24 protein-coding genes are annotated in these 20779 nt (G+C 45.7%); 9 read left to right on the top strand and 15 right to left on the bottom strand.

All coding sequences use genetic code 11. The features are described from left to right. Window positions 1–16: 16 nt before the first annotated feature. From QMA13_RS26770 to QMA13_RS26740, 7 genes are all read right to left on the bottom strand, one after another. The gene (locus QMA13_RS26770) at window positions 17–529 is read right to left on the bottom strand and encodes an NUDIX hydrolase (RefSeq protein ID WP_282936740.1); all 513 of its coding nucleotides are present in this window, start codon (window positions 527–529) and stop codon (window positions 17–19) included. A 160-nt stretch (window positions 530–689) separates the two neighbouring features. After that, window positions 690–1337 carry a nitroreductase family protein gene (locus QMA13_RS26765; protein ID WP_028547887.1) on the bottom strand — a complete coding sequence of 216 codons (648 nt, stop codon included), beginning with the start codon at window positions 1335–1337 and terminating at the stop codon, window positions 690–692. A gap of 109 nt (window positions 1338–1446) precedes the next feature. After that, complete coding sequence (locus QMA13_RS26760; RefSeq protein ID WP_282936739.1) at window positions 1447–2550, bottom strand: efflux RND transporter periplasmic adaptor subunit; 1104 nt, start codon at window positions 2548–2550, stop codon at window positions 1447–1449. 12 nt (window positions 2551–2562) lie between these two features. Continuing rightward, window positions 2563–3966, bottom strand: coding sequence for an ABC transporter permease (locus QMA13_RS26755; protein ID WP_282936738.1), 1404 nt, complete (start codon window positions 3964–3966; stop codon window positions 2563–2565). Further along, on the bottom strand, window positions 3963–4655 hold the full coding sequence (locus QMA13_RS26750) for an ABC transporter ATP-binding protein (RefSeq protein ID WP_282936737.1): 693 nt from the start codon (window positions 4653–4655) through the stop codon (window positions 3963–3965). Before QMA13_RS26750 ends, QMA13_RS26755 begins: the two co-directional genes overlap by 4 nt. Window positions 4656–5089: 434 nt before the next feature. Continuing rightward, window positions 5090–6247, bottom strand: a complete 1158-nt coding sequence (locus tag QMA13_RS26745; protein ID WP_282936736.1) for an MFS transporter — start codon at window positions 6245–6247, stop codon at window positions 5090–5092. Between the two features lie 26 nt (window positions 6248–6273). Continuing rightward, window positions 6274–7608 (bottom strand): polysaccharide biosynthesis protein, encoded by a 1335-nt coding sequence (locus QMA13_RS26740; RefSeq protein WP_282936735.1) that lies wholly within the window; start codon window positions 7606–7608, stop codon window positions 6274–6276. A gap of 168 nt (window positions 7609–7776) precedes the next feature. On the opposite strand from QMA13_RS26740, the gene QMA13_RS26735 reads away from it, so the two are divergent. From QMA13_RS26735 to pfkA, 4 genes are all read left to right on the top strand, one after another. After that, window positions 7777–8094 carry a hypothetical protein gene (locus tag QMA13_RS26735; RefSeq protein ID WP_282936734.1) on the top strand — a complete coding sequence of 106 codons (318 nt, stop codon included), beginning with the start codon at window positions 7777–7779 and terminating at the stop codon, window positions 8092–8094. 113 nt (window positions 8095–8207) lie between these two features. Further along, window positions 8208–8837, top strand: coding sequence for a hypothetical protein (locus QMA13_RS26730; protein ID WP_282936733.1), 630 nt, complete (start codon window positions 8208–8210; stop codon window positions 8835–8837). Between the two features lie 43 nt (window positions 8838–8880). Further along, window positions 8881–9906: a tetraprenyl-beta-curcumene synthase family protein gene (locus tag QMA13_RS26725; RefSeq protein ID WP_282943576.1), complete on the top strand. Its 1026-nt coding sequence runs from the start codon at window positions 8881–8883 to the stop codon at window positions 9904–9906. 42 nt (window positions 9907–9948) lie between these two features. Then, complete coding sequence (pfkA, locus tag QMA13_RS26720; protein WP_028547879.1) at window positions 9949–10914, top strand: 6-phosphofructokinase; 966 nt, start codon at window positions 9949–9951, stop codon at window positions 10912–10914. An 85-nt stretch (window positions 10915–10999) separates the two neighbouring features. Here the strand turns inward: pfkA and QMA13_RS26715 are convergent, their stop codons facing one another. After that, window positions 11000–11431, bottom strand: coding sequence for a peroxiredoxin (locus tag QMA13_RS26715; protein WP_282936732.1), 432 nt, complete (start codon window positions 11429–11431; stop codon window positions 11000–11002). 133 nt (window positions 11432–11564) lie between these two features. On the opposite strand from QMA13_RS26715, the gene QMA13_RS26710 reads away from it, so the two are divergent. From QMA13_RS26710 to QMA13_RS26700, 3 genes are all read left to right on the top strand, one after another. Beyond that, window positions 11565–11774, top strand: a complete 210-nt coding sequence (locus QMA13_RS26710; protein WP_282936731.1) for a DUF3906 family protein — start codon at window positions 11565–11567, stop codon at window positions 11772–11774. 94 nt (window positions 11775–11868) lie between these two features. Beyond that, window positions 11869–12402: an NADPH-dependent FMN reductase gene (locus QMA13_RS26705; RefSeq protein WP_282936730.1), complete on the top strand. Its 534-nt coding sequence runs from the start codon at window positions 11869–11871 to the stop codon at window positions 12400–12402. A gap of 24 nt (window positions 12403–12426) precedes the next feature. Beyond that, a complete protein-coding gene (locus tag QMA13_RS26700) occupies window positions 12427–13101 on the top strand; it encodes a uracil-DNA glycosylase (protein ID WP_282936729.1) in 675 nt (224 codons plus the stop codon). 68 nt (window positions 13102–13169) lie between these two features. On the opposite strand, the gene QMA13_RS26695 is transcribed toward QMA13_RS26700, so the two are convergent. Then, complete coding sequence (locus QMA13_RS26695; RefSeq protein WP_282936728.1) at window positions 13170–14351, bottom strand: putative glycoside hydrolase; 1182 nt, start codon at window positions 14349–14351, stop codon at window positions 13170–13172. Between the two features lie 130 nt (window positions 14352–14481). Between QMA13_RS26695 and QMA13_RS26690 the strand changes: the two genes are divergently transcribed. Then, window positions 14482–15645, top strand: a complete 1164-nt coding sequence (locus QMA13_RS26690) for an MFS transporter (protein ID WP_282936727.1) — start codon at window positions 14482–14484, stop codon at window positions 15643–15645. A gap of 18 nt (window positions 15646–15663) precedes the next feature. Here QMA13_RS26690 and tatA read toward each other — a convergent pair whose 3' ends face one another. The 5 genes from tatA to QMA13_RS26665 form a co-directional block, all read right to left on the bottom strand. Then, window positions 15664–15906, bottom strand: coding sequence for a twin-arginine translocase TatA/TatE family subunit (gene tatA / locus QMA13_RS26685; protein ID WP_282936726.1), 243 nt, complete (start codon window positions 15904–15906; stop codon window positions 15664–15666). A 119-nt stretch (window positions 15907–16025) separates the two neighbouring features. Further along, window positions 16026–16220 (bottom strand): hypothetical protein, encoded by a 195-nt coding sequence (locus QMA13_RS26680; protein WP_282936725.1) that lies wholly within the window; start codon window positions 16218–16220, stop codon window positions 16026–16028. A gap of 155 nt (window positions 16221–16375) precedes the next feature. Next, entirely contained in the window at window positions 16376–17200 is an 825-nt protein-coding gene (locus QMA13_RS26675; RefSeq protein WP_282936724.1) for a YitT family protein, read from the bottom strand. A gap of 149 nt (window positions 17201–17349) precedes the next feature. Further along, a complete protein-coding gene (locus QMA13_RS26670; protein ID WP_282936723.1) occupies window positions 17350–18081 on the bottom strand; it encodes a DUF4247 domain-containing protein in 732 nt (243 codons plus the stop codon). Window positions 18082–18139: 58 nt separating this feature from the next. Further along, complete coding sequence (locus QMA13_RS26665; protein ID WP_282936722.1) at window positions 18140–18673, bottom strand: DUF4178 domain-containing protein; 534 nt, start codon at window positions 18671–18673, stop codon at window positions 18140–18142. A gap of 275 nt (window positions 18674–18948) precedes the next feature. Here QMA13_RS26665 and cshA point away from each other — a divergent pair, with 275 nt between their 5' ends. After that, window positions 18949–20562 carry a degradosome RNA helicase CshA gene (gene cshA, locus QMA13_RS26660; RefSeq protein ID WP_282936721.1) on the top strand — a complete coding sequence of 538 codons (1614 nt, stop codon included), beginning with the start codon at window positions 18949–18951 and terminating at the stop codon, window positions 20560–20562. A gap of 108 nt (window positions 20563–20670) precedes the next feature. Here cshA and QMA13_RS26655 read toward each other — a convergent pair whose 3' ends face one another. Then, a complete protein-coding gene (locus tag QMA13_RS26655; RefSeq protein ID WP_282936720.1) occupies window positions 20671–20769 on the bottom strand; it encodes a YjcZ family sporulation protein in 99 nt (32 codons plus the stop codon). Window positions 20770–20779 lie beyond the last annotated feature (10 nt).

Here is a 20779-nt window from a genome sequence, read left to right as displayed (position 1 = left end):
ATATAAAAGTCTGACACTACATGCTAGAATTAGTTCTTTTGTCTTTAACTGTCCAACTATCTAACCTAGCTAATTCAAGGGATTGGTTGTTCTTGTCTTCTAACCAACTGCGGGCTTGCATGACTAATGGTGAACTATTGTCAGAGGATAAATGGTTCATATCTATCCACTCTGCTCCAATGGAATCATTGTTGTGCATGTCCGTACAATAGGTTAGCTCTCCGCTTAAATACTCAATTTCGTAAAAGATTGCAATATGATGAATATGCGTTGTGCCGAGTCTTTCTAACGGATAGGGGATAACATAATCGCGAACGCCGAGATTTCGGATGATATTAATACTTATTCCTGTTTCTTCTTTAAGCTCCCTTCGAAGTGCATGGGTCAAGGACTCATTCGATTCAACGGTGCCTCCAGGCAGATCATAACGATTGGTGTATGGACCACCCATTTTATTAATTAATAAGATTTTTCCTTCATGCAAACAAATTCCATATACACCTAGATGCCTATGCCAAATTTCTTCCATATTATCCCTCCCAATGGATAACTATAAGGTATTCAAATGGATTGTCAATCCACTTCCTATCGAAAAGCTAATACAAAGAAAAAACAACCATACAAACTAGGTCAGTTTGTAGATGGCTGTTTCATCATCAAGCAATTATATTCAGTTGATTAGAAACAAATTAGTTCACGATGCGTAATATATCGTCCACTTCTTTGCGAGGGAGCTTACCTGGGCGTTCTGACGGATATCCCAGGGCAATGACCATATTGATCTGGCAGTGGGATGGAATATCAAGATATTCTCTCAACTGCTCTGAAGCAAGTAGTACAGGGCCTGTCATCGGGCAGGTAGCCATTCCTCGAGCGTGAGCGGCAAGCATCAGGTTCTGGGCAGCCAGACAGCTGCTCTTGATGCCTTCTTCTTCCCAGACCGACTCGGGAACCAATTGAACGGGCTCAAAGATCCGGTCTCTAAACTTGGACGTGTAAGGTGTTGCCAAGCACACGATTAGGACTGGTGCATCTGAAAAAGCGGTAGCGTAAGGGCCAAATGATTTTACAAGCAAGCGTCCTTCTTTACTCAGTCCGCGCTGTTCGGCTTCGGCTGCTTTTTTATGAAGCTGGTCCCAAGTGAGCTGCTCGATGTGTTTGATTTTTTCACGGTTGACTATGGCAATGAATTCCCAGGTTTGGGAGTTCGTATCGCTTGGCGCGTAGCGGGCGCAATCGATAAGTTCTTTTATATCTTCAATGGCTACTTCTTGATCTGTGTATTTGCGAACGCTTCTACGTTCGTGGAGGATCGTTTTGAAATCATCATAATGCATGGTTATTCCATCCCTTCAAGCTCGCCTAAGCATGGTTTGTGACTTGGTACTATGAGCTACCGTTCAATTATATCGGGTTTGCCGTGGAATGACAACCTGTTGCAGCGTTTTATTGAATAACTACCGTATCCCCTTCATTCAGTCCGCTAACAATCTCTGTTTTCTCAGGCGTTTCTAGGCCGATCTTCACCTCGCGCTTCTCTACGGCACCTTGTCCGTTTTGCAGCATGACGTAGTACTGATCCTTATCCCGTTGGATAGCCAGGGTTGAAACAACAAGAGCGTTCGGCTTCATGTCCGTTACAATCGTTGCTGTCAGGCTAAGGTCAGCGATAAGCTGTTCATTAGGCTCCAGGGAGATGACGACTTCAAACTGCGCAGCCGTTGTATTGACGGTATCGCTGCTGGAGCCGCTGCTTTTGGCAAATTTGGAGATGTTATCGATTTTCCCCTGCAGCTTCGTATTTTTGAGCGCGTCGACACGAACTTCTACAGGCATGCCTACCTTCAAATGGAACAGATCGTATTCACCTATGTAGCAAAGCAGCTGAAGCTTGGTCAGATCGACGATTTTTCCGATTCGCTCGTTTTCCTTAACGGATTGCGGCTGTTTCGTGCTGTCAAATAGAAATATACCGGTTTCTGGTGCGGTGAACTGAGCGGATTTGCGCTTGTCCGTTTTTTGCGTTAACTGTGACTGCATATGTTGAAGATTTAGGCGATTGATCTCCTCCTGGACATCCTTGCTTTTGGATTCGGCATAGCGCTGCTTGGCATCTTTCTCCGACAATCCCTCAGCAGATGCGTTCGTTTGTTCGCCGGGCAAATCCTTTTGAAATTGTGCAAGCTGAAGCTCCAGCTCCTGCTTCTTCATATTGGCCTGTAGTGTGGCGATCTCATCATTAAGGGTGTTGTCATCGAGTTGAAACATCATATCGCCCTTGTTGACCTGGGCCCCTTCGCTGACGGACCAAGTCTTAACATCGGCTGAGAAAGGCGCGTTGACATAGGTTTCTTTTTGATAAGAAGTTTTGCCTTTTACTTCAACCGAGTTAGTCAAATCCTCGCGGGATACTTTGAAGCTTAGTGCGGATAACGCAGCATTTGCTGCAGGCTGACGTGGAGGTGCCTTATGACTTTGAATGTATAATGTACCTGAAATGCCTATGACGAGAATGCCGGCGATGGCCGAAATCCATATTTTCTTTTTCATTGTATGACTCCCCTAGTCTCGTTTTATTGCGGTTAACGCGTCGGTACGCGATGCTTTGACGGCAGGATAAATTCCGGACAGGACACCAGTCAGCACGGCGAAGAATAGTCCAACAGGCAGTATCCAGCCGCTGATGAAAAGGATCTCCTGTTCAGCTCCCGAGCGAGGTGGAGAAAAACGCTGAACCGCGATATTGATTCCCCAGATAACCCAATAGGACAATAAAATGCCGCAGGCTCCTCCAAGCACCCCAAGTAAGGCGGATTCCACCATGAACATGTTGCGAATTTGCCTAAGGTTCGCACCCAGCACCTTCATAATTCCTATTTGTCGTCTTCGCTGGTAGGTAGACATCGTCATGGCGACGATAATCGAGATGGAAGCGACGAAGAGGATGAAGAGTCCGGCTCCACCAAACACAAGGCGCAAAATGACCAATTCACCTTGCATTTGTTCCTCACGGTGAATGTTGGTTTCTGCTGAAAGCTTCAGCTTTTTAATTAATTCTTCGAGCTCTCGAACATGCGAGCTGTTATCAACTTTCATTTTTACTTCGTTAAATTCGGGTTCGACCTTTATTGTACTGTTCCCGCTGCCGCCTGACTTTTTGCTTTCGTTTGCATTTGCAGTTGTCATGGCCTCCCGGAGCTTTTTGCCCATGGCAGGAGAAATGAATGCTGTCTTCATATTCATGACGACATCGTCGGGAACTCCTTCCGGCTTTTTCAATATGCCGACGACGCGAAGCGGGAAACTCAGGTTGGAGATTTCGATGCCGTCGGAACGAAATATTTGAGGTTTGAGTACAATTTGTTTTTGATAAATCGGATACGAAATGAGCATTTGCCGTCTCCAGTTATCGGTGGCTTCCCGGCTGTCGAGCTGATTTTGCAGCACCTGGCTTCTGGCTTTCGACATTTGCGCATCGAACAACCCCATTGTAGCGCCATAGCTTAGAATAATCGTGTTATCAAGATCAGCTGCTCCGCCTTGCTGAAGCTCATAGCCGAATGCTTCTAACGTATCAAGCTCGGTTGCATAAACATTGTTGATATAGCCTTTTTTGCTGTCCACTTCAAATTGGAATTGATTGAACGTCTGGTAAGTAGCTATGGCCTTCACGTTCGGCAGCGTACGCAAAATATCAATCTTGGCTTTGTTCAGCTCGTAAGGCTTATTGGCATTCGTATCTGCTGAGTCGGTGTTAGGTGCCTGGCCGCTGCGCACCGTTATTTCATCGGATTTCATGTAATAGCTCATTTGAGTACGGCTGTAATGATTGATAGATTCTCCGAAGGACAAAGCCACAATGATGGAGGCTGAGCCGATAGCGATGCCCATGGCACATAAAGCCGTAACGACCAATCTTCGCCGAAGCTGCTCCCATCCGAGCCGCAAATAGTCAAAAGGTTTCATTCATTATCACCAGCCCATAACGCGTCTTCGACCAAATACCCGTCTTTCAATTGGATAACACGCCGGGTTCGTCTGGCTACTTCAAGCTCGTGGGTAACAATAACAAAAGTAATTTGCAGTGTATGATTGAGCTCGATCAGCAGATCGATAATTTCTTTCTCCGTCTTAGTATCCAAATTGCCTGTGGGCTCATCTGCGAACACGATAGCAGGCTGGGTAACTAAAGAACGTGCGATACTGACTCGCTGCTGTTGACCTCCGGACAGCTGGGAAGGGAACATTTCAGTTTTCTCGCCTAGCCCGACCTTTGTTAATAAGGCCATTGCTTTTTCTTTGCGGATTTTGGCTTTAACACCTTGGAATACGAGAGGAAGCTCTACATTTTCCCGAACAGTCAAATGCGGTATCAATTCATAGGATTGAAAAATAAATCCGATATGGGTTCTGCGGAATTCCGCCAGCTGGTTTTCCGACATTCGCTCAATAGCATGACCGCTTATAAGAATGCTTCCTTGAGTCGGCTTCATCAAGCCTGCCATTAAATTCAGCAGCGTTGATTTGCCTGAACCGGAGCTGCCAAGCAAAGCAACGATTTCTCCTTTTGCAACGGAAAAATCGATGTCATGCAGAACCGGTGTTTCTTCGTTTCCGTTGCGGAAACGGTGTGATAGATGATCTACTGCAAGCACATAACCCCTCCGTCATTTCATGGTCCACAAGCTTGTATGAGCAAAAAAAAGCCCTGATTGCAGGTCATGCAGCAGGGCGTAGCTTTACTCACACGATGCCTTCACTATATAGACGTCGGATTTGGGCATTTTCTTGCACTTTTTGCAAAAAAATGTGAGAAAGTATGAATATTTTATGAAAATAGGGGAAATAGAAGAAGATTATTCATCTTCTGAGTCTGTCGAGAAACCTGATTATTTAGAAGATAGCTGATGACGGAGGTGGGGTATTCCCTGGAGGAGCGAAAGCGTCCGCCTTTGTTATCAGGAAATACCCGCTGTAAAGCGACTAAATTGAAAATTTCCCGATAACAACAGCGGCTGGAAGGGGATACCCCACCGGAGTATCACGTACACATCTGAAGTTTCACTGGTTTCTCGACAATCCGAGAAGATTAATCTTCTTCTCTATACACATAATGGAGGATCAAGAAACCAATGACACCGACCAAGGAAAGCAGCGCCCCAATACCATACATCCAATGGGGACCCCAGTCGCGGAACAGCCAACCTCCCAGTGTCCCGCTGATTAATCCGGCGAGTCCGGACCAGCAGACGGCAAAGATCGCTTGGCCGGTCGAGCGGTATTCATCCGGAACGCTTCGCTGAATATAACGGATGACGGTAAAGAAGAAAATGCCGAAGGAGATGCTGTGCATCGCTTGAATCGCGATAACCCATAACGGATTGTCTACCTGGCTCATCAGCAGGAACCGCACTGCGTATACGATGCCGCAGACCGCAAGAAGCGGCAGCTCTTTATATCGGTGGCCGTACTTACTGAGCAGGAAGAAGATCGGTATTTCACTTGCGGCCGATACCATCCAAGACCATCCGACGATGGATTGATCGGCGCCTAGCTGCTTCAAGAACAAGGCCAGAAAGCCATCATTAAAACGGTGGGCAACCGAGACGATAGTAATCGTCAGCAAAAAAAGCAACAGCCGTCTGGAAGCTACAATCTGCACCAGTCCGGCGAACTCGAGCTTTTTATGGGAATGGCTTCGTGCATCTGTCAGCATGAAGGATAGCAGCAATGAGATGCTTATTGTGCTAAGGCTGAGTATTGCGGTCAAGCTGGAGCCCTGCTGCTTAAGCAGCATACCGAACACAAGAGAGGCAACGGCAAAGCCGATGGAGCCCCAGATTCGGAAGGAAGCGTAGCTCTTATTGGTTCCGCTGATGCTGAGCAGCGTCAAGCTGTCGTTCAAGGAACTGGTAGGCGATTGGAAAAAGAAAAATATTGCCATGAAGAACATCAACAAACCGAAATGACCGGTATGGAATACAACAAATGCCATAATCAATTGGCCGGCAAGAATGCAGATTAGTACTTTCTTGACGGTCCGAAGCTTATCGCTGATGATACCCCAAAATAAATTGGATACGATCCCGATCAGGGGACCGATAGAGTACAAGAGGCCTATCTGAATCGTTGAATAGCCAATCGATTGAAAGTATAAAGGAAAATAAGAAACGATAATAGCCATTGTCATATAGAATGAAAACGTAAATCCGCGCTGCACACCGAAATTCGTTTTATTCAATTGCATGCTGCTTTCCACTTGATCACTCGATTCTATGTTTTTAAAGTCATTTGAAACGGGGGTTTGTCATTGGATCTCAACACTTGCCGCAGGACGAACCATACAACGGCCGCTTCGGCGGCGAGTCCCAGCGATTGAGCTAATGCTCCGACCATCCCGTTCCAGCCTGGTGTTAACACAATGGTAAGCACCAAGGAGATGAGGGTAACGGACACATTCGCCGCCTGCGACCAGATCATCACCTTCGTCTCTCCGCGCAGCATGATCATCCCGTTGGCAAAATCCAGCCAAGGAAAGACAAGGGTTGTAATCATAAACACTCGAAGGGTATCGAGACTCGCGTGCATAAGCCGTTCATTGACACCCATTACATTTTGCATAAACCAAGGTCCCATAGGGGTATAAGATAAGAGCGCAATGAGAATGCTCGGAATAAAGGCAAGCGTAAATGTAAACTTCATGACGGATTTGGGATCTTTGCGATAAAAGTTCAATACAATTTGATGAATATAAGAGAAGAAGCTTTGCACCAGATTCGTTAAGCTGCTCGCAATGGCGAATGAGGCTACGGCGAGCTGGAAATCCATCGTTTTTCCTAAGAATGCATTTACTGAAGGCCCTACAATAACGGCAATAACGGAAGAGTAGAGCAGCGGTCTGTAAAATTGAAATATTTGCTTCGGCTTCTCGATAGGATGATCAGGCTTTTTCTCGGGAATTTGCCTTAACAGCGATCTGCCCTCCCAAATACTGACGGAGGCTTCTACCATCATGCCGACCAAAAATAGGATAGCGCCGACTCGTCCGCTGTTCACTTGATTCGTATGGATGAAGTAAAGTGAGAGCAAGTACATAGCGACGAGACGGATGACCATGCCAATTGTCAGCCATTTCGTTCGCATGTTGAAAATGATAATGCCGTGGTACAAGCACCTCAGTCCGGAGAAAATGCTGACGAACATGAGAATCTGGTACACTTCAATCATAGGCTGTATCATTGCCGGCTCCGCACCAAAAAAATGCAAAAACACCCATTTGCCGATTGGGGTGTAGCAAATTAGGGCGCCTAGCAGCATAATGCAAGCTAATATGTACCAGCTTATGACGGACATGGCCCTGAAGGATATCCTGTCTCGGACTAATGCAGAACAGGTTTGTCTCATCAATACGGCGGGTCTTTCGGTAAGACCTAGTATACTAAGCGGTAAAGCGTAGCTGGCGATAATCACTTCAGGCTGTGCAGAACGAGCAAGCGTGCTGTTAATAATAACATGCGAGATAGTCACTAAGCTTGCTGACACGCCCAGCGGAATGAAAAAAGCCAGAAGTTGCCTAAACGGTACTTTCTGTTCTTGGATGTTGTTCATAAAAGGCTCCTACAAGTAGTTTAACGTGAACAAAGCTCGCTAAACAGTATAGCATACATTTATTAGAATAAGCGCGGAAAATTTGCGTAACTACTGGCAGAGGGCTGCGGCTTCGTGTTACAGTAATGGAGACAAAAATGTACGCAGAATAAGAAAGGCGGAACCTCCATGACATGGACTTTTATACAAGACGAGCGTCTTGGTATCCCGCTTCCGGAACTGGAGAAAGAATGGGAAGAATACACGGAGGAGGAGCAATCCGAGATCCTGCTTCGCTGGGAAGAAATTCGTGGAACGATACCAGATCAAGTCAAGCGGTTAGAGCGCATTATCATTCGTAAACAAAATCAGCTGAACATTGAGGATAATTTTAAAATATCCTGTGATCTGAACAGCGAAATTGCCGAACTGGCAGGTACGATTAACGAACTCCACCTGTGGTTTAGGGCAAATCAGGATATTACGGCTTCAGCGGCTCACCATTAATTTGCGCGCTATTATAAAAGTAGCATTTTTCAAAGTTTATTTTATATAAAATCTTAAAATCATCCTGTGAATTTAAGTGGGCATTGTCGAATCTTTGTAATATAATAAAGGTTATGAGTTTGATAGGAAAAGAGGTGAAAAGCACCTTGGCATGGACGGAAGCGGTAAGCAGAGTATGGAATATACTGAAGGATCATAAGCCTTCGCTTTATCCTATGGAAGAATGGGATGATCTGCATGATATTCGGATAGCCAAGCTGTCTACGGAAGGACTTGAACCTAGTTGTGTCCCCTACGCTTTGGCTGTCAAAGCGGGACTGCATTTGTTAAATGAAAGCCTCGACAAATCCCATTCGTTGTCTCAAGATATTCATAATCCGACGGGCAGTTATTGGCACGGCATTATGCACAGGATGGAAGGGGACTACAGCAACGCAAAGTATTGGTTTCGTCAGGCTGGTGTTCATTCAATTCATGAGTCATTGCTTGCAGCAGCCCAAGAAGTATGTAAAGGCTATGACTTGAACATGATTGGAAGCGATTCGTTAAAGAACAAGCTGGAAGCCTTAGTATCCGGGCCAACCTGGAACGCCAATCTATTTGTTGATCTTGTAGAGCAGCAAGTTACTGTTGTGCAGGATGACACGTCGGACGAGCTTATAACCGAACTGCAATGGACGGAGATCAAGCTGCTAGTGCAGTATTCGTATCAACAGAGCGGGGGGAACTCGCTTGAGCTTTGAGTCCCGTCATATTTCGAGTGTACCAAATAATTCGTTGCATCTCATGCTGCGAGTATATCGTTATGTGCTGCCGGAGGTTCGTGAGCAGCTGAATTATTGGCGATCTATCGCGGATCGTATTCCTGATCCCGAACTGCAGAAACAAGCCATTGCTAGCATGACCAGCAAACAGTTTCACTGTCAAGGCGGGGCTGTCTATGCCGTCGCCAATTTGCCGATGCGTCACGTGCTAGTTCCGCTTATTGTGGCACTGCAAACCATCAGCGACTATTTGGATAATTTGTGCGATAGAAGCACTTCCATGGATCCAGATGATTTCCGAATGCTGCATCAAGCGATGCTCGATGCTGTAGATCCGGCAGAGCCTTTACACGACTACTACGCATACCGCATAGAGAAGGATGACGGAGATTATTTAAACGGACTGGTCAAGACTTGTCAAGCCAGTATCCGGATGCTGCCCTCCTACCCGCTTGTTGCGAAGCATGTCAGCCATTTAGTTGGCTTATATTGTGATTTGCAGGTGTACAAGCACATTCGCCATGAACTAAGGGAAGAGGCCCTTCAGACATGGTGGAGTAAGCACGAATTGCAATATCCGACCATAAGCTGGAATGAGTTCGCAGCGGCAACGGGATCTACATTGGGGATGTTTATGCTGTTTTTGGCTGCATCCGACGCGGAATTGAAGCCGGATACGGTAACCGACATTCATGCCGCTTATTTTCCTTATATTTGCGGCTTGCATATATTGCTTGATTATTTAATTGACCAGGAAGAGGACAAACTCGGCGGAGATTTAAACTTTTGCAGTTATTACAATGATTTGGATCAGACGGTGGACCGGATTGCATTGATCGTAATGGAAGCCCGCGAAAGGGCAGAACGATTGGCCCATCCCGCTTTTCACCGTATGATTATTGAAGGCTTGCTAGCGCTCTATTTATCCGATCCGAAGGTGAAGGAACAAAAGCAGGTCAAACAAATATCGCGAGAATTGATGAAGGGAAGCCCGCTGACCCGACTCTTTTTCTTTATAAACAGTGTTTGGATTCGTAAAACATCATAATGGCTAAGCACAGAAAGTGCATCAGTTTGGGAGGAACCATACATGTCTATTAAAAAAATAGCCGTCTTGACGAGCGGCGGAGATTCACAAGGTATGAATGCAGCAGTGCGTGCGGTCGTGCGCAGTGGATTGTTTCACGGACTTGAAGTATATGCAGTGCAGCGCGGCTATGCCGGATTGATCAACGATGATATTCGCGAGATGGATTTGCGGAGTGTAGGCGATATTATTCAACGCGGCGGAACGATCCTGCAAACGGCACGCTGTAAGGAGTTCACCACTCCGGAAGGGCAGCAGTTGGGTGCGGAGAATCTACGTAGAAGAGGCATCGATGGTCTGGTCGTTATTGGCGGCGACGGTTCCTATCAAGGGGCTAACAAGCTGAGCAAGCTGGGTATCAAAACGATGGGGTTGCCTGGAACCATCGATAACGATATTCCTTTTACAGACTTCACCATTGGATTCGATACGGCGGTAAGCATCGTTGTCGATGCCATCAACAAGCTGCGTGATACGATGAGCTCGCATGAGCGTTCCTCCGTTGTTGAGGTTATGGGCAGACATTGCGGAGATATCGCCTTGTATGCAGGACTGGCAAGCGGAGCGGAAACGATTCTTGTCCCAGAGGTTCCTTACGATCTGGATGAAATGGCTCAGCGGATGAAGGTGAACTTTGGTCAAGGCAAGCGTCATAGTATTATCGTTGTAGCCGAAGGTGTCGGCAAAGGCGAGGACATTGCCAATGAGATTATGAAGCGCAACGGCATCGAGCCTCGCGTAACAGTATTGGGTCATATTCAGCGCGGAGGTGCTCCTACGCATAACGACCGTATTTTAGGTGGGAAGCTGGGCGATTTTGCCGTACGCAAGCTGATTGAAGGCGATTCCGGCAAATCCTGCGGTGTGATCAAAGGGGAGCTGGTGGCAACGGACATCGATCTCGTAGTCAATACGAAAAAAGAGTTTAACATGGACTTGTATGAGCTGACTAAGCGCTTGTCCCAATAAGACTATTTAGCAAATAAAAAACCCGTTTGAAGAATCCTACGTTAAGCGTAAGTAGGCTCCCAAGCGGGTTTTTGCTGTTGCTTAGTCATGGGGCGAGCGCCGCCAGGATTTCTTTAGTCGATCGATTCCCTTTTTTGGCGTACACAATGGTACCTTGTTGATCGATGACATAAACCATACGCTGCTGACCGAGGAATAACACTTTGCCGACATCATAGAGCTCGCGGATTCGTTCGTCTTGATCTGAAATAAGAGGGAAGTCATAAGCGTATTTTTTTGAAAATTGGTGATGTTCCTCCAACGTTCCCGGATTAACTCCCAATACTAGGGCGTTAAACTTAGCATACTGCGACTTGGAATCTCTTGCAGCGCACAGCTGCTTAGTACATATAGGCGTTTCGTCTTTAGGATAAAAGATAAGAACAATCGGCCGCTTTCCTAATGATTCGCTTAACCGGACAGGTCCAAGTGTGCTGTTCGCCTCAAAAGAAGGAGCGGGTTGGCCTAAAGAAAGCATGGACGTTCATCTCCTTATAGTTCTGTTAATAGTCCCATTGTAACGAAAACTAGAAAACACATGCAAGCCGAACCTGATTCTGATACCATTAAGAATGATGTGTTAACTACGCCCTTCATGAGGAGAGGAAGCTATGTATTTGTACAAGCTGGAAGTTGAGCTGAAGGATCAGAAGGTGTACATTACGGTGTTGGCAGAGAATGACGTTCAAGCGTTCGATTATTTGGAAGAGCAGCTGGTGCGCCAATTTGTCAGTAATCCTGAGGTCGTGGAAGCAAGCATTATTGAGAAGAAACGGGCTGTGAAAGGCGCAGGTTATACAATAGAAACGAACCAGCAATAAAAGGAGTATCAAAAAAACGTATTCCTGTTATTGACTTTACATACATAATATACTAATATGTATGTAAAGTCATGATGATAAGGAGCAAACCCATATGAAAATAACCATTTTAGCTGGAAGTAATCGTAAGCATTCTACAAGCACACAATTATGCCATTATATTCAATCTGTATTAGAGAGCAACGACTGCACGGTAGCTTTGCTTGATCTCAATGAGCTTCCTGTGCCCTTCTTCAGCCCAGATGTGGAGTCGGATGATGCCAATTTGCAGTATATGAAGAATCAGCTGAAGGAAGCAGACGGTATCGTGCTTGCAACACCGGAATATCACGGAGCACCGAGCGGCGTATTGAAAAATGCGCTTGATCATGTTGGCTTCGATCAATTTGACGGCAAAGTGGTCCTATCCGTATGTTCCACAGGTGGCGCCGTTGGGGTCAGCTCATTGCAACAGCTGCAAACGATTGTTCGAAATGTGCACGGTATCAATTGCCCCGAATGGATCTCCATCGGCGGAGAGCAAAGACTCTTTAGCCCTGAGGGAGAACCAACGAACCTAAAGACCAAAGAACGGGTTCACCGCACGCTGCAGTATTTTGTTCAAATGGTAAGTACGTTTCGCAAGTAAGGAAAGAGTTGGAGTGAAATAGGCATGACCATTTTAAACAACGATTGGGGAGACTTGCTTGCTTCTGAGTTCGAACAGCCTTATTACAAGGAGCTTCGTCAGTTTTTGAAGGAAGAGTACGGTTCCCGAACGATTTATCCAGATATGTACGATATTTTCAACGCGCTGCATTTGACACCTTATTCTTCTGTCAAGGTGGTTATTTTAGGGCAGGATCCCTATCATGGGGCAGGGCAAGCGCATGGATTAAGCTTCTCTGTTAAGCCCGGAGTGCCAGCCCCCCCATCATTGCAAAATATGTTCAAAGAGCTTCAGGATGATCTTGGCTGTACGATACCGAATAACGGTTATTTGGTACGCTGGGCAGAACAGGGCGTGCTGCTTCTGAATACGGTGTTAACCGTTCGCGAGGCTACACCTAACTCCCATAAAGGAATGGGCTGGGAAAGATTCACCGATCGTGTTATTTTTCATCTGAACCAGAGGGAAGAGCCTATAGTGTTCATACTATGGGGCAGTCATGCCCAGCAAAAAATGCAGCTCATAACCAATAGCCACCATATGGTGCTGCGGTCGGTGCATCCGAGTCCGCTCTCGTCGTATCGAGGATTTTTCGGCAGTAAGCCGTATTCACAGACGAATGAGTTTCTTAAGAGCATCGGATCACCAGAGATCGATTGGCAGATCCCGAACTTATAATCAATCATTCTAAGATGAAAAAAAGACCTCGTTGGAAATCGAATTCCGACGGGGTCTTTGTATGCTGTTTATTTGTAGTCAACATTCGGTGTGTACGTATTAACCGCGTTCCAGAGCAGGAACTCATCGACACCGTTGTCCTTGAGTGCTCGGATCTGCTCTTCAATCTCATGCTTGCCGTATTTGATGTAGCCTTGTACCCATGAGGCGGTGAAATCTTGAATCCAAGGGCGGACGATAGGTTGGATATTGCTGATGGGCTCCAGCTTTTTTTGCGTATCTTTAATCGCGCCGTTGATGGTGACATAAGGCGCTGCATCAGGGACTTTGGCACCGAACCAGCCTGTGCTGTAATGGCTTGGATAAATCATCGGACAAATGACATCTACATTTTCCGATATTTTCTCGAAATCCTGCCCAATTCCTTCCGCGGCTGGGACGGATGCAGCATAACCGAATATGTCAACCGATACCCTGACGCCAAGAGGGGCCATCTGCTCACGCGCATATTTTACGAACTCGGCTACCGCATCAATTCTGGATCGCTCGTCTTTGTCATATTTTAAAGTATCTGCCCGTTTCTCGAATCCTTCCGGAAAGCGGACATAATCGAACTGGATTTCCTTGAAGCCCGCCTTGGCGGCTTCTTTGGCTATTGCGATGTTATAATCCCATACTTCTTTTTTATAAGGATTAACGAAGCTGTCCGGGGTCGCTTTTCCATTTCCCCAAAGGGTTCCGTCCGGATTGATGAAAGAAAGCTCCGGATGCTTCTTGGCTAAAACGGTGTCTTTAAAAACGACAATTCGGGCAATCGGATAAACTTGATGCTCCTGGAGCGTGCTTATGAGCTTTGGCATATCGGGAATAATTTTTTGAGTCGTTTCCATAGCGGCAAGCTCGGCATTTCCCGTATCGTACGTAATATAGCCCCAATCGTCCTTAATATCGATGACCATGGAATTCAATTCAGTATCGTCCATCAGCTTCATCAATGTATTTAATCGGGATCCACCTGCGCTATGGGCAGTTACATATACCCCTTTTACTTTAGGCGCATCCTTTTGCGGATCCTTCTTGTCAACAGGTCTCAGATAATTGCCATTCGTGTTGCTGGAGGCGGAAGCTTGCTGGACGACGGCATTTTTTGAATCAAGCGATGCTTGAACGAGCTGATCAAAGCTTACATCAGGATGATCGGTTTGAACCTGACCCATCACCATCAAGAGTGATGCTAATAATAATTCCATCTAGTCGATCTCTCCTTGCCATAATGATATGTTTTATTATAATAAAAGAGTCGATAGGTTGATAGAGAACTTTGGCGCATTTTGTAGAATTACTGTGTTTATTTATATTACCCAAAAGAGGACCGGTGCTATGAAAAAACAAATATGGACCCTGCGAGGACTCAATTTCTCTTATTACGCAACAACGGCAGTGCTAATGCCCTTTCTTCCTATTTACTTCGGGCTCAAAGGCTACTCTTCTTCGCAGATCGGTTTGTTAATGATGTTCGGTCCATTTGTAGCTATTTTTGCGCAGCCTCTTTGGGGATATTTAAGCGATCGCTACAATACGTCGAAGCTGATTATTGGCGTTCTCTGGCTTTTGACCATGCTGTCTAGCGTCGGCATTTTCTATACGAGCGGATACGTGTGGGCTTTTGTCTTTATGCTGCTTCTCTACTTCTTCATGCTGTCCTCGGCTCCACTCCTGGATAGCCTAACCATTAAGGCTACGCTGCAGGAGGGACTCTCTTACGGCTCCGTTCGCATGTGGGGATCAATGGGGTATACTCTCATAGCGATGACTGCCGGCATTGTGCTTACCGCTTTGGGCGGAGTACAGCATATCCCTATGTTGTACTGGTCCATATGGGTTCTCCCGTTCGTATTGCTCTTATTTCTTAAAGATGACAAGGGCAGCGGTTCTCGTATTTCTTTCAGCGCGTTTACCAGTGTATTGAAAAATCGCTTATTCCTATGGTTCTTGTTTCTTGTATTTATATTGATGGTGCCCCACCGGATGAATGACGGGTTATTGGTATTGTATTTAAAAGATTTAGGTGCCAGCGATTCGATGGCAGGGTGGGCTTGGGCGCTTGCTGCTCTTGGAGAAGTTCCTACCTTCGCATTGCTCGGGAGAATCATGCACCGTTTCCATGAGCTAGCTCTATTAGGAATTGTAGCGGTGCTGTATACGATCCGTTGGATGTTGTATGCCTGGATTACCGACCCAACCTTATTGATTTGGCTTCAGTTGACCCACTCCGTTACATTCGCCGTATTCTGGATCGTTGCGGTTCAATATGCGGTTCGTCTTGTGCCAGAATCGATGCGGTCTACAGGGCAAGCGATGCTTTCTGCCGTTTTTCTTGGAATGGCCGGAATTACCGGTGGATTTGTAGGGGGTTATATTAAGGATGAATGGGGAGGGCATGCCATGTACATCTTTGGAGCAGTGATGACAGCGGTTGCGTCGGTTCTTATTCTCGGGACTCATGCTTACCTGCTCAGGCAAAAAAAAACATCCGGCCTTTGATGGCGGATGAGTGAATGACTATTTATTCGTAGTCTGATGTGTATTGTCGTGCGGTTGAGTTTCTGTAGCGGATGCCAATTCTTTTTTCTGAGCAGCTGACTCATCGTTAGAACCTGCGTTTCCGTTGCCTGTTGTTGCGTCTTTAAACTCACGGAACATTTTGCCAAATCCGCGTCCGAGTTCAGGTAATTTATTCGGTCCGAACAGCAGCAAAGCGACGAGAGCTATTAATATAATATGCCATGGTGACAGTGCGCCCATGCGATCAACCTCCGTTTTATAGTCTTGAATCTATCATACCATTAATTAAGGCATTTATAAGTATAAATTATTACGAAAACATAAATTTTTTTCAGAATGAGTCCAAAATAAAGACGCCCTCAATGGAGCAAGGCGTCTTTTTGATGTTCGGAAATGCTGTATTGAATAATTTCCATTGCATCCTCGGCTTCCAACGCTTCAATCCCGTTACGAAGTACAATCTCAAAGTCGAGTTCCGACCGCTTCAGAAAAGGATACAACTCGGGAGTCAATCTCATCACAATCGTCGATAACTTTACTGTTTCCACAAGCATCACCCTTTCTCATCATCTGTTGAAGAAGATCAGGCAAACTTACGTGAGTAGAACCGGTAAAGCATGAGGATAGATTATGAAAGTACTGACCTCAGTATAACATATTTTATGATAAAAAGTATGGGATATGTTTCTAATATTTGCTTTACCGACGGCTAACCACGCCTGAATTGGCCCATAATGGCGATAGTCTCCACAATATTGACGAAAGCGTCAGGAGCCACTGCGCGAATCATTTGCTGCAATTCAACAAGCTCATACCTCGTTGTGACGGTCATCAGCATATGCTGAGGATGCTTGGTATAAGCTCCTTCGGTGCTGATTACTGTTACACCTCGTTGTTTTTTCAGTAATTGCTCAAGCAGTGCATCCTTATTGCGGGTCATAATGAAGACTGTAACCTTCAAATGCCTGGTATGGATGGTATCGATAATTTTGCCGGTAATAAAGATGGAGAGCATCGAGTAGAGGGCCAAGTCCCAATTCTCCTTGAGATATCCGAGAGCGACAATAACGACTCCATTTAGGACAAAAAGGGAGGTTCCAAGCGGGAAATCCCGTTTTTGCGTAATGATCGAACCAATGATGTCAAATCCCCCCGTAGAGCCTCCCATACGCATGCAAATCCCTGCCCCAATGCCAATGAGTACGCCACCGGTAACAGCTGCGAGTATCTCATCCTGAGCAATGGCATGTTTGGGGATGATATCCATAAACCAGGACGTGACGATAACGGAAATGACGCTAAGAATAATAAATTTGCGTCCGATCTTAAGTAAGCCCCAGATTAAGACCGGAAGATTGCTAACAAAGTACAGCAGCGCGATATTCCATCCTGTCAAATAACCGACGATCATAGAGATTCCGGAAAAACCGCCGCTCAGCAGCTGATGAGGAATAAGGAATAAGTTGAAGCTGATGGAGACGAGAGCGGAACCGATGATAATCACAATTATTGCACGGGTCCATTGGTAAACCATGGTTGGTCCCTCCATAAAGTCGTTGTTGATTCTATATACAGTATGGAGCTTGAATTGTATTTTCAATCCTATATTGGAAATGTTGGAGCAAGAGGGCAAGAAAAAAGCCCTGCAGCAGCAAACTTTTTACTGTCAGGGCCATCGTCATGTTATTTTTTTTTGAAGGAACCCGAGCGGGTACTGGTGCTAGGCGAAGACTTGGAGCTTGAGCTCGGCGCTTTGTAAGTTGGAGTTGAACCGTCATTCTTACGGATGTTGCTACCAGAACTGCTGCTGCCAGTACTCCCTGATGAAGTAGGCGGTGTGGTTGCTTTCGAGCCGGTACTAAAGCTTCCTTTTCGTTCCGTAGTAGAAGGCGTTGCAGAGCTGCCCGATTTGGACGATGAATCAGGAGTAGCCTGATATTTGCCGTAATCGTTATAACGTTGGCTCGAGGTGTATCCGCGATAATCACTGCTGCCTCTATTGTTGGACCATCCGCCTCCGAACAGCGACTGCAGCAATGAAGCCGCTACATAACCTTGTAAAAAGGAGGAATCGTAGTTTTGCTTGGCATATTCGATGGAATCAAGTTCTACCAGTGTATTGCTTGCGTTATTAGGATCCTTTTGCAGGTTGATGATCTTATTATCGTAGACAAGGAACATCTGATCTGCGGATTCCTTGCTTGTTTCCTTTGGTTTTTCATTATTGGCCAGTTCCTTCGCCACGGAAGGGACATCTTTACCTTCAACTGAATAGATTTTAGCGGTATTTTTACCCTGACCCTGCACATCGATTAAGGAATAATTGTCTTTAATATAATTGCCTGCGTTGCCGCATGCTGTGAGCAGAGCGAAGACCATAAGAATGGCGAGCCACTGCACCCAATGCTTTTTCATAATAGAATCACCTCCATACAATAATGCGACTGCATAGTGGATGGCAGTATAGGCATGATTAACGACTGCCTTTAATGAACTTTATTTGTCCGACAGGTGTTTTGGTGCCTTCCATTGCAATAAACTTCCCATCCTGCCATTGGAGGAAGAAATAACGTCCTTCCGGTCCGAAGTAGCGCCAGATCATAAGATCATCATTGCCGCGAAAATCGGTATTTCCATCTGCGCGAACCATATCGCTGCGATGATTTTCCAGACTGAAGGTGGCTTCGCCATCCAAATCAAGCTCCGTCGGAACATCGTGAGGGCTATCCAGAGATCCTTCTACAAATTGGCAAAGGAAGGTTTCGTAGGATCGCCCTTTTTCCACAAGAAGACATGCGTATGAATTGCCATTTTGTAAATAATAGGCGAAGCGATGAGGAGGGAAGCCTCTATCAAAATAAGTAAGCTTTCCGGAGACGACGTACTCCTCAAGATCCACAATAATAATATCTCCGACCTGCGTTTCTTCTACAGGATTAGCCGCTTTGACGGGTGCTTCTTCTTTATTGCTTTTAATGATGTTACCTACTCTTTTCCAAATCGACATGGCAAATTCTCCTTTGCATATATCATAAAAAAATGATCTTCTTAAGACTATTATACATATTATATACGATAAAGCGGAACTTAAGGTTTCACGGTGAAATTTCTGGAATATCATTTCCGTTTGTGGTATAATACTAAAGATATTCTTAAGTACGGCCTTGCGTATTTAAATTCGAATGCTTCGGACGCATTTTGCAGATACAATATTAGGATATAGGAGTCGCACTTAAGGGTAAATACAAATAAGAACCCTAAATTAAAAGGAGATTAAATCATTTGAAAACATTTAATGAATTCGGATTAGAGCCAAAGGTACTTAGAGCCATTACGGAGATGGGCTTTGAGGAATCCACACCGATTCAGGAAAAAGCAATGCCAATCGCAATGGATAACCGCGACTTGATCGGTCAAGCGCAAACCGGTACAGGTAAAACAGCGGCATTCGGTATTCCACTTGTTAATAAAATCGACGTGAAGGAAGAGAAAATCGTCGCTTTGATTATGTGCCCTACCCGTGAATTGGCAATCCAAGTTGCTGAAGAGATCGAGAAGCTGGGGAGATTCAAAGGAATCCGTTCCCTGCCGATCTATGGCGGTCAAGATATCGTGAAGCAAATTCGCGCATTGAAAAAAAGACCTCAAATCATTATCGGTACACCTGGACGTTTGCTTGATCACATTAATCGTAAAACGATTAAACTGGATGACGTTCAAACCGTAATTTTGGACGAGGCAGACGAAATGCTGGATATGGGCTTCATGGAAGACATCCAATCCATCTTGAAGCTGGTTCCGGAAGAGCGTCAAACGATGCTGTTCTCCGCTACTATGCCGACTAACATTCAGAAGTTGGCACAACAATTTCTGCGTAACCCTGAGCATGTTTCCGTCATTCCTAAGCAAGTTAGCGCACCGTTGATCGACCAATCGTACATCGAGCTTCACGAAAGACAAAAATTCGAAGCTTTGTGCCGTTTGATTGATATGGAAGCTCCTGAGCTTGCTATTATCTTTGGTCGTACGAAGCGCCGCGTCGATGAGTTGGCAGAAGCACTGCAAAAACGCGGTTATACGGCAGAAGGTCTTCATGGAGACTTGTCTCAAAACCAACGTGATAACGTTATGCGTAAATTCCGTGACGGGAGCATCGATGTATTGGTTGCAACGGACGTAGCAGCCCGCGGCTTGGACGTATCCGGCGTTACTCATGTTATCAACTTTGACTTGCCGCAGGATCCTGAGAGCTATGTTCACCGTATCGGCCGTACCGGTCGTGCAGGTAAAGAAGGCGCAGCTTATACTTTTGTAACACCAAGAGAAATCGACCACTTGAATTTTATCGAGAAAATTACTCGTCATAAAATTACAAGAAAGCCTATGCCGAGCTTGGCAGAAGCAATTGAAGGCAAACAAAAAATGACAGCTGAGCGCATCCTGGAAGTTCTTCAGAAGGATGAGCACAACGAATATAAAGGATTGGCTATTCAACTGTTGGAGCAGCATGATTCTGTACACCTGCTCGCATCTGCGTTGAAATTGTTGACAGGCGACAAGAAGGAAATCGAAATCGAATTGACTCCGGAAGAGCCGCTTCGCGCTAAGAAAAGAAGACCAGATGTTCGCAGCTCCGGCCGCAGACCTTCCGGTCCTTATGGAACAGCAGGCGGTGCTCGTCGCAGCGAAGGCGGCAGACCGTATGATCGTGATCGTTCCGGTTCCTCCTCCAGACCACCTCGCAGAGATGGTGGAAGCAGAGATGGCGGCGGAAGAGACTACAACCGCGATAACAACCGTGGCGGACGCAGCGAAGGCGGTCGTGAATACAACCGTGACCGTGGCTTCAATCGTTCCACTTCTTCCCGTTCTAACGAGGAATTAGTGAAAAATTAATAAGAAAAAGGTGGGGCTTTCTTCAATAGAAGGCCCCACCTTTTTTTATCACATCCGAATATTTATGTCCATTAAAGCAATAAAGTGATAAAGCGATAATAAAATTGCTTAGTAGAGGCAGCTTTGAAGGATAATAACTAGCAGGATAAATAATACTAGGATGATTCCAGTAGAAGTCCAGACATTAGCTCCGCAGGACAATGACATGGTGGCTAAC

Source organism: Paenibacillus sp. RC67 (assembly GCF_030020805.1).
Taxonomy (GTDB): Bacteria; Bacillota; Bacilli; order Paenibacillales; family NBRC-103111; genus Paenibacillus_S.
This window is presented reverse-complemented; position numbering and strand designations above follow the sequence as displayed.